This window comes from Chromobacterium haemolyticum, assembly GCF_002081825.1.
Lineage (GTDB): Bacteria > Pseudomonadota > Gammaproteobacteria > Burkholderiales > Chromobacteriaceae > Chromobacterium > Chromobacterium fluminis.
Genome location: NZ_MUKU01000038.1, coordinates 40266 through 49113 on the forward strand (window position 1 = coordinate 40266; position 8848 = coordinate 49113).

General features: G+C 61.5%; 7 protein-coding genes. 2 read left to right on the plus strand and 5 right to left on the minus strand.

The window, feature by feature from the left end; all coding sequences use genetic code 11:
* Positions 1-24: 24 nt before the first annotated feature.
* The 4 genes from B0T39_RS20660 to B0T39_RS20675 form a co-directional block, all read right to left on the minus strand.
* Positions 25-918 carry an ATP-binding response regulator gene (locus B0T39_RS20660; RefSeq protein ID WP_081549985.1) on the minus strand — a complete coding sequence of 298 codons (894 nt, stop codon included), beginning with the start codon at positions 916-918 and terminating at the stop codon, positions 25-27.
* Positions 893-3481, minus strand: a complete 2589-nt coding sequence (locus B0T39_RS20665; protein WP_081549987.1) for a sensor histidine kinase — start codon at positions 3479-3481, stop codon at positions 893-895. The genes B0T39_RS20660 and B0T39_RS20665 overlap by 26 nt, the downstream gene beginning before the upstream one ends.
* A 45-nt stretch (positions 3482-3526) precedes the next feature.
* Positions 3527-4318 carry a ParA family protein gene (locus B0T39_RS20670; protein WP_081549989.1) on the minus strand — a complete coding sequence of 264 codons (792 nt, stop codon included), beginning with the start codon at positions 4316-4318 and terminating at the stop codon, positions 3527-3529.
* A gap of 111 nt (positions 4319-4429) precedes the next feature.
* Positions 4430-4912, minus strand: coding sequence for a surface-adhesin E family protein (locus B0T39_RS20675; protein WP_081549991.1), 483 nt, complete (start codon positions 4910-4912; stop codon positions 4430-4432).
* Positions 4913-5293: 381 nt separating this feature from the next.
* On the opposite strand from B0T39_RS20675, the gene recQ reads away from it, so the two are divergent.
* Both recQ and argJ read left to right on the plus strand, forming a co-directional pair.
* A complete protein-coding gene (gene recQ, locus B0T39_RS20680; RefSeq protein WP_081549993.1) occupies positions 5294-7099 on the plus strand; it encodes a DNA helicase RecQ in 1806 nt (601 codons plus the stop codon).
* Positions 7100-7183: 84 nt separating this feature from the next.
* Positions 7184-8401 (plus strand): bifunctional glutamate N-acetyltransferase/amino-acid acetyltransferase ArgJ, encoded by a 1218-nt coding sequence (argJ, locus tag B0T39_RS20685; protein ID WP_081549995.1) that lies wholly within the window; start codon positions 7184-7186, stop codon positions 8399-8401.
* A gap of 166 nt (positions 8402-8567) precedes the next feature.
* Here the strand turns inward: argJ and B0T39_RS25965 are convergent.
* On the minus strand, positions 8568-8848 hold a 281-nt coding region (locus B0T39_RS25965), incomplete at its 5' end, for a hypothetical protein (protein ID WP_217806303.1).

Here is an 8848-nt window from a genome sequence, read left to right on the forward strand (position 1 = left end):
CAGCGGCAGGCATTGCACAGACTCTCAGTCCCCGCTATTGACGTGGGCTACCACGATATTGCCCCGCCCCTGGTAGTGCAGGCCGTCGAAGGACAGCTTGCGCGCGATCAGGATGCCGCGACCGTGGCTGGACATCAGCGAGGCGGGCTCGGCGTTCTGGTAACGCTCCCAATCGAAGCCCGCGCCCATGTCGCTGATAGTGAAACGCATCTGTTCCGGTTCGCGGCTGAAATCCACGCAGACTTGGCGCAGTCCCAGCACTGGATCCTGCATGCGGAGAGCCAGCTCGGCCTCCCATTGCCCTTCGGCCATGTAGTGGCTTTTTTCGTCGAAGCTGATGTCCAGATTGCCGTGCTCGATGGCGTTGACCAGTAGTTCGAACAGACCGGTGGCCACACGCTCCGGATGGGCGCAGGTTTTGGCCAACAGGGCGGTGACGGTTTGGGCTTCCTTGTGGCTGCGGCAGGTGAAGGTGGCTTTGTTCAGATGACGCAAGGCGTCGACGTGCAGATTGGCCAGCTCCCGGAAATGGGCGTAGCGGTCCCAGTGGCCTATCGCCGCTTCGACAATGGCGAGCAGCATGTCGCGGGAAAACGGTTTGGTCAGGTAGTAGAAGGCCCCGGCGGCCAGCCCTTCCTGCACGCTGGAGGCCGCGCCCATGGCGGTTTGCATGATGACCGGCAAAAACTCAAGCCGCGGTTCGCTTTTGATCCGCTTGAGCACGTCGAAACCGCTGATGCCGGGCATCATCTTGTCCAGCAAAACGGTGGAGAAGGTTTCGCCTTCGCGTTGCAAGATGGCCAGTGCGGTTTCGCCGTCCTCCGCCTGGACCACTTCGTGGCCGGCGTCCTGCAGCAGCTCGGCCATCAGCTCCAGATTGAAGGGTTCGTCGTCAACGAGTAGTAGTTTGTGGGGCATGGTTGGTGTCCTCCGTGGCGCCGGCCGGCCGGGTGCGCGGAATGATGAAGGTGAACAGCGCGCCGTGTGTCGGCAAATTGCTGGCGAAGATGCGCCCATGGTGGGCAGTGATGATTTCGCGGCAAATGGCGAGCCCCAGGCCGGTGCCGCCGGCGCCGGTCTTGGTGCTGCTGCTCTGGATGAATTTGTCGAAAATGCTTTCCAGCTCGGACTCCGGCACGCCGGGGCCGGCGTCCTCCACGGTGACGAGGATGTTCTCGCCGTCGTCGTCCTGGCGCAAACAGGCGTTGACGCCGATTTCACCGCCGCGGGGGCTGAACTTGATGGCGTTGGACAACAGGTTGCGCATCACTTGGCCGATGCGGAAGGGATCGATGTCGGCGCTCAGCTGTTCCGACGAGCAGTTCAGATCGATGCGGATTTCGTTGAGCGCGGCCAGCGGCGTCATTTCGTCGCAGATATCGCGCAGGCATTGGCACAGATTGTTGCGGCTTATGGTGTATTCCATGCGGCCCACTTCCATCTTGGCCAGGTCGAGCAAATCGTTGAGCAGCGTCAGCAGCCGGTTGCCGCTGCTCTGGATGCGGCTGAAGTATTGCGCCATCTTGTCGTCGTTCTGCCCGCGAGAGCGGGCCTGACCCATCTCGGTAAAGCCGAGGATGGCGTGCAGCGGCGTGCGCAGCTCATGGGACATATTGGCCAGGAATTCGGTTTTGGCGCGGCTGTTTTCCTCGGCCAGCACTTTGGCGTGGCGCAGGGTTTCCTCCAGCGCGCGCTGAGCGGAAAAGTCCTGGTACAGCCAGATGGTGCCAAGCTTAGGCACCGATGGGTTGATGGCCTTGCCGTACAGCCGGCACCAGAACAGCTTGCCGGTGCCGGTGCGCAGCCTTTGTTCGGTCTGCACCACCTTGCCATCGTTGAGCAGGCTGTACAGCGCTTTGCCGGTGCGCTCCCATTGTTCCGGCGATTCGAAGAAGGGCATCGTGCTGTGGCCCAGGATGGCTTCCTCGCGCTGCTCGAACAGGTCGAGAAAGGCGCGGTTCACCTGGAGCAGATTGCGATCCACGATGTAGGCCATCGCCATTGGGCTGGCGTCCAGCAGCGCGGACAGCTGGCGGCTTTGCACTTCCACCTGCTCGGCCAGGCTGTTTTTCAGCTCGATCAGCGCGGCTTCCTGTTCCTTGCGGATGGAAATGTCGCGGCAAACCACCACGTAGAACCAATCGTCCGGCAAAGTGACCCGGCTGAGAGACAACTCTACCGGCAGCAGATGCTCGTCGCTGCGGCGCAAGCTGGCTTCGAAGGGCCGGCCTTCATGCTCTTGGGCGATGTGTTCGAAGCTGCGCGCCGGATTGCGGTCGTACAACTCGTCCAGCAGTTTGCCTATCGGCAGTTGACGCACCATGTCCGCCGATTGGCCGATCAAGCGTACCGCCGCCGGGTTGATCTGCAAGACCAGGCCTTGGTGGTCTATCAGGATGATGGCGTCGGAACTGGCCTGCAGGATGGCGCGTTGGCGCGCCTCGCTTTGCGCCAGCGCTTGCTCGGACATCACCCTGTCGTTGATTTGCTCGCGCAGCGTGCGCGTATTCATCTCCAGCTGCTGCTGGCTGCGCTTGAGCTGATCCTGCATCCGGCGGCGGGATTGGGCCTGTTGTTGCTGGAACCAGAACATCGCCAGCAAAAAGCCGGCGGTAGTGGCCAGGATGGCCCAGTGGGTCAGACGCATGCCGGGATCGGCCACGCCCTGCGGGTAAGCGCCGAATAAAATCTCGTTGCCGCCCAGATTGTGGCGGATGGTGTACAGGGGCGGCGTCGACGGCAGCGGCCGGGTGGGCTGAGAGTCCAGCAAGGGCGCGTCGGGCTGCTCTTGGGTCCAGGCGACAATGCGCACATGGCGCAAGGGGCTGGCGGTGCCGGGTTCGCGCTGGCTGTCCTGAATTAACTTGTCCTTGCGCAGATTCAACAGCAGCAGCGTGTTGTCGTCGTTTAGCCGCACCACGATGTCCAGACGGCTGCCGTTGCTGCCGGGCAGCGTGGTCGGCATCAGCACCGGCTGGGTGCTGTGGCGCGCCAGGTCCATTTTGCGACGGGCGTTGCCGACGCCGCCCAGGTCCAGGCCTTGGGGCAGGGCGTTGCTGTCGTCAGGCAGATAACTGGAAATTGGATAGTACAGCGGGCGGCGGGGGCTGGGCGCCAGATGCCGGTCCTGGAGCACGCGAATACTGTTGGCGATGCGGCTCTCGAACGCCTCGCGCAGCTCCGGGCGCACATATTCGATGATGCCCAGCCCGCCGAAGGGCGTATCGTCGCGTATGGTGCTGCGCGCTAACACGGCCAGAGAGCGTGGCTGAGGGCTGTTGGCCAGGCTTTGCGCCAGCACGGCGGAGTGGTCCAGCATCGCCTGCACTCGCACGCGCAGCAGTTCGGCGCTCAGTTCACCCCAGTAATGCTGACGGTCGATGAGCTCGGCGCGTTCATCGTTGATCATCAGCCAGTATTCGGCGGACAGCAGGCCGACGCTCAGCAGGCCGCTGACCAGCAGCGAGCTCAGGCGATTCAAGGAGAGCCGCCCCCGCGCGAGCCGACAGACGGCGATCCGGGGCGCTTAGGCTTGCCGCCCATCCCGCGCCAGCTCCTGATAAAGGGCCTCGAACTCGCGCGACAGTTTGTGGCGAGGGTCCAGGTACACCATGGGAAGCGCCGCATCGTGTGACTCCCGGATTTTCACGGATGAAGACAGCGGAGAGGACAGCACCGGCAGGCCTTCTTGCTTAAGTTCCTCCACCAGGCGAACCGGCAAGCTGGCCCGGGCCTGAAACTGGTTGACCACGATGCCTTCAATGAACAGCTCGGGGTTGTGATCGGCGCGAATTTCCTCGGTGTTCACTCTCAGGTTATAGAGGGCCTGGCGGGAAAAGGCATCGCAGTCGAAGGGAATCAGGCAACGGTCAGCGGCGATCAAGGCCGAGCGGGTGAAGAAGTTCAAAGCCGGCGGGGTGTCGATCCAGATTTCGTCGAACTGGCCGCTCAAACTGTCCAGCGCCTCCTTGAGCTTGAACATTTTGTAGCGCGCTTCCAGCTTGCCCATCAGTTCGGCAAGGTCCGGGTGCGAGGCCAGCAGGCTGAGCCCGGGCAGCGGCGTGGCGCGGACGAAGTCAGACGGCTCCTTGCTGAACATGGAAATGCTCAGCATTTGCTCGAACAGGCCGGCCAGCGACGGCGCTTCGTCCCTAGCGGCGGATCCCATCAGGTAATGGCTGGCGTTGCCTTGCGGGTCCAGGTCCACCAACAGCACCCGTTTGCCCTGCTTGGCGGCGACGGCGGCCAGGTTGACGGTAATGGTGGATTTACCCACCCCCCCTTTTTGATTGAAGACCACTCGTCGGATCGCTTGCATGGGTGCTCCAGGCATGGGGCCGGTTGGGCGGCGGGGCCGCTACGCAGAAGACGTCCGCTCGCGTTTGGCGCGCCGCGGGGCCGGGCCGCGAGCGGGCAGGGTAAAGCGGGTTCAGAACCCCGGGTCGCCCTTGCATACCAGCAACATTTGTTGATAGCTGGCCGAATTCTGCACCACCGGCATAGGTTTTATCTGAGCGTCATTATAGGTGAAGCTGGCGATCTGGCGGCCGTTCTCATCGAACAACACCATGTCCAGCAGGCGGAAAGTGCGTTGCGAGCAGTCTATCTGCCAAGTATTGATCGACACCTTGTGGCGCGGCGTGGACAGGAAGTTTTCCTTCTTCAGATTGAAGATGGTCTTGCGGTCTCGGAAACTGACCACTTGGCCCTGTTTGCGGACCGACAACTTGTCCAGCTCGTTCAGAATGTTGCCGTTGGGGGAAACCCCCAGATTTTGCCATTCGGCGTTGGCCGGGCTGGCGCCGGATTGAACAGGCTTGCCGACGGTCGACGGGCTGGGTGCTTTGCTGGGGGCGCTGGCGCAGCCGCTGATCACTGCGGCCGCCAACAGGACGGGCCAAATATTACGCATTGATGCCTCCACGAAATCGTCGGTCAGTGTCGCACAGCGGAAGAAAGGCTCCAAGCCTGGCGCGCGGAGCGGTTTGGGCGGCGCCGGACGGAGGCTGTCGATTGGAAGCCTTCGACAGCATTGCACCGCAAAAAATCCTCAATGCCATGTAAGTATTTTTTTACAAAAGAACGCCAAAAATAAATGTAAAAAACGGAACTTCGCGAGTGTCCCACAGGTCCATGGTAGTGCGAGAGCATTTTTCCTCTTCGTTTCACATTGTCTCCATCCAACTTTATGGCCGCTGCACTCCAGCGGCCCTTTTTTTGCCCATTGCGCCCGAGACGGGACGCTGCCGGCCACTTGCCGTACAATAGTCCCCTTCTCGCAAGAAGACGGCTTATGCAGGACGCGCTCTCCCTACTCAATAATATCTTCGGCTATCCCGAATTCCGCGGGCAGCAAGGGGAGATTGTCGATCACGTCGCCCAGGGCGGCCACGCGCTGGTGCTGATGCCCACCGGCGGCGGCAAAAGCCTCTGTTTCCAGATCCCCGCGCTGATGCGTCCGGGCGTCGCCATCGTGGTGTCGCCGCTGATCGCGCTGATGCAGGACCAAGTGGCTACCCTGGTGGAACAGGGCGTGGCCGCCGCCTGTCTCAATTCCGCCACCCCGCTGGACGAAGCGCGCGACATTGCGCGCCAGGCGCGCGCCGGCTCGCTGGACCTCTTGTACGTGGCGCCGGAACGCTTGCTGACGCCGCGCTTCCAAGAGTTCGTATCGCAGTTGAACATCAGCCTGTTCGCCATCGACGAAGCGCATTGCGTCAGCCACTGGGGCCATGACTTCCGTCCGGAATACCAGCAATTGGGTTTCCTCGCTGAACGTTTCCCGCAAGTGCCGCGCATCGCCCTGACCGCCACCGCCGACGAACAAACCCGCGCCGACATCATTGATTATTTGAAGCTGCAGGACGCGCGCGTCTTTCTATCCAGCTTCGACCGGCCCAATCTGTTCTACCAAGTGGTGGAAAAGCACAACGCCAAGAAGCAGCTGCTCGACTTCATCCGCAACGAATACCCGGGCAGCGCCGGCATCGTCTACTGCCTGTCGCGCAAGCGCGTGGAAGACACCGCGCAATGGTTGTGCGACAACGGCATTCACGCGCTGCCCTACCACGCCGGTCTCAGCCATCAGCAGCGCGAGACGAATCAGCGCGAATTCCTGCGCGACGAAGGCGTGGTCATGGTGGCCACCGTCGCCTTCGGCATGGGCATAGACAAGCCGGACGTGCGCTTCGTCGCCCATATCGACATGCCCAAGAGCCCGGAGAACTTCTATCAGGAATCCGGCCGCGCCGGCCGCGACGGCCTGCCCGCCGCCAGTTGGCTGTGCTACGGACTCAACGACGTGGTGCAACTGCGGCAAATGATAGAGGGCGGGGAAATGGCCGAACTGCAAAAGCAGGTGGAATTAGGCAAGCTTGACGCCATGCTGGCCTTCTGCGAAGCCGCGTCCTGTCGCCGCCAGCACATCCTGGCGCATTTCGGCGAACAGAGTCGCCCTTGCGGCCATTGCGACAACTGTCTGCATCCGCCCATCACCTTCGACGCCACCGTGGCGGTGCAAAAGCTGCTGTCCTGCATTTACCGGGTGGAGCAGCGCTTTTCCGCCGGCCATGTGATCGACGTGCTGCTGGGCCGCGCCAATCAAAGCGTTGGCCATTACGGCCACGATAAGCTGTCCACCTTCGGCATCGGCCGCGATTACAACCAACGCGTCTGGCGCTCCATCGTTCGCCAACTGGTAGCGCGCAAGCTGCTGCATGTCGACATCGCCCGCGGCCAATCGCTGGTGTTGAGCGATGAATGCCGCGGCGTGCTTAAAGGTCAGGAAAAAGTCTATCTGCGGCCGGTGGCCGACGACAAAGCGTCGCGCAGCACAGCCAGCGCCGACCGTTGGCTGCGCACCGAACGCGAAGAGCGGCTGTGGCAGGCGCTGCGCGGCTGGCGCCGACAAATGGCGGACGAACACAATGTGCCGGCCTACGCGGTGTTCTCCGACCGCACCTTGCGAGACCTGGTGGAAAAGCATCCGACTTCCCGTGCCGGCCTGGCCAAGGTCTATGGCTTGGGGGAACTCAAGCTGGCGCGCTACGGCGAGGCGCTGCTCGAATTATTGAGCGCGGCGGCGGCCGAGGCGGGCTGATTCGCCAGCCGTTTTAGTTTCCAGTCCGGCGGAACAAATCCGCTACAATCGATGCGAATAATATTGATTGATCTGGAGCGATAGATGGCAGTAAACCTCAAGCCTGTCAGCGGCGAACATCTCTTCCCCATTCCCGGCGTGGAACTGAGCGTCGCCGCCGCCGGCATCAAGAAAGCCGACCGCAACGACGTGCTGGTCATCCGTCTGGACAAGGGCAACACCGTTGCCGGCGTGTTCACCCAAAACCGCTTTTGCGCCGCGCCGGTGCAAATCTGTAAAAAGCATCTGGACGCCGGCGTGCAAATCCGCGCGCTGGTCGTCAACACCGGCAACGCCAACGCCGGCACCGGCGAACAAGGCCGTAGCGACGCGCTGCAAGTCTGCCGGACGCTGGCCGATGAGCTGGGCTGCCAACCTGAACAGATTCTGCCCTTCTCCACCGGCGTGATTCTGGAGCCGTTGCCGGTAGACAAGATCACCGTGGCGCTGCCGGGCCGACAAGGCGCGGACTGGGCCGACGCCGCCCGCGCCATCATGACAACGGACACCGCGCCCAAAGCGGTCAGCGCCCGCCTGACGCTGGAGGGCCACCCGGTCAACATCACCGGCATCTCCAAAGGCGCTGGCATGATCCATCCCAATATGGCCACCATGCTGGGCTTCATCGCCACCGACGCCGCGGTAACCCGTCCGGTGCTGCGTCAATTGGTGAAGGAAGTGGCCGATGTTTCCTTTAACTGCATCTCAGTGGACGGCGACACCTCCACCAACGACAGCTTCATCCTGATCTCCACCGGTCAGAGCGGCGGTCCGTTGATCGATTCTCCGCAGCAGGCAGCCTACCAAGCGTTAAAGGTGGAACTGGTTCAAGTCGCCACGGCGTTGGCCCAGGCCATCGTCCGCGACGGAGAGGGCGCCACCAAGTTCATCACCGTCAAGGTCGAGGGCGGTCGCTCGTTCGAAGAATGCAAGGACGTCGCTTACGCCATCGCGCGTTCCCCGCTAGTGAAAACCGCTTTCTTCGCCTCCGATCCCAATCTAGGGCGCCTCTTGTGCGCCATCGGCTACGCTGGGGTGCAGGACCTGGATGTTGATCGGCTGGAGCTGTATCTGGACGATGTGCTGGTCGCCGTCAACGGCGGACGCAATCCTCTATATAAAGAAGAAGACGGCCAGCGCGTGATGGCCCAGCCGGAAATCCTTGTGCGGGTGAACTTGGGGCGCGGCGCGGCGGGGGCTACGGTCTGGACCTGCGACTTCTCTTATGATTATGTGAAAATCAATGCGGACTACCGCAGCTGAACAAGGCTTTTGAGCCATCTTGGCGTGGGCGCCTACCTGAAAGCCGGCGCCCATTTCAGTAAAAGCCCCGGTTTACGGGGCTTTTTCGCATTTAGTTCGCCCCCTTGGAGCAAGGTTAGGCAGGGGGTACGGAAGAAATCGCTCCTGCCTAATAATGACCGGTTCTTTACAAATCAAAGGTTTGTAGGTTTTGTTTGCGGAAATGGCGGTTTTTCTCGCAAAAGGTGTTGACGGGTTTAGGGGCGTGACGTATAGTTCGCCTCCTCAGCAGACAACGCAGCGGCGGAAACGAAACGCAGCGATCTGCACCGATCTTTAACAAAACGAATAACCGATAGGTGTAAGTGCTCGGTCGATGGCCAAACACTTGCACTGCAAGACGAGAGATATCTTGATGTTTCTTTGATCTTGCGTGCCAGAAAATTTGCTTGGAATTGAACTGAAGAG

Bases quoted from the DNA above. Each gene is read 5' to 3' on its own strand.
- B0T39_RS20660 (WP_081549985.1), bottom strand. From the start codon at position 918: ATGCCCCACAAACTACTACTCGTTGACGACGAACCCTTCAATCTGGAG.
- B0T39_RS20670 (WP_081549989.1), bottom strand. From the start codon at position 4,318: ATGCAAGCGATCCGACGAGTGGTCTTCAATCAAAAAGGGGGGGTGGGT.
- B0T39_RS20675 (WP_081549991.1), bottom strand. From the start codon at position 4,912: ATGCGTAATATTTGGCCCGTCCTGTTGGCGGCCGCAGTGATCAGCGGC.
- recQ (WP_081549993.1), top strand. From the start codon at position 5,294: ATGCAGGACGCGCTCTCCCTACTCAATAATATCTTCGGCTATCCCGAA.
- argJ (WP_081549995.1), top strand. From the start codon at position 7,184: ATGGCAGTAAACCTCAAGCCTGTCAGCGGCGAACATCTCTTCCCCATT.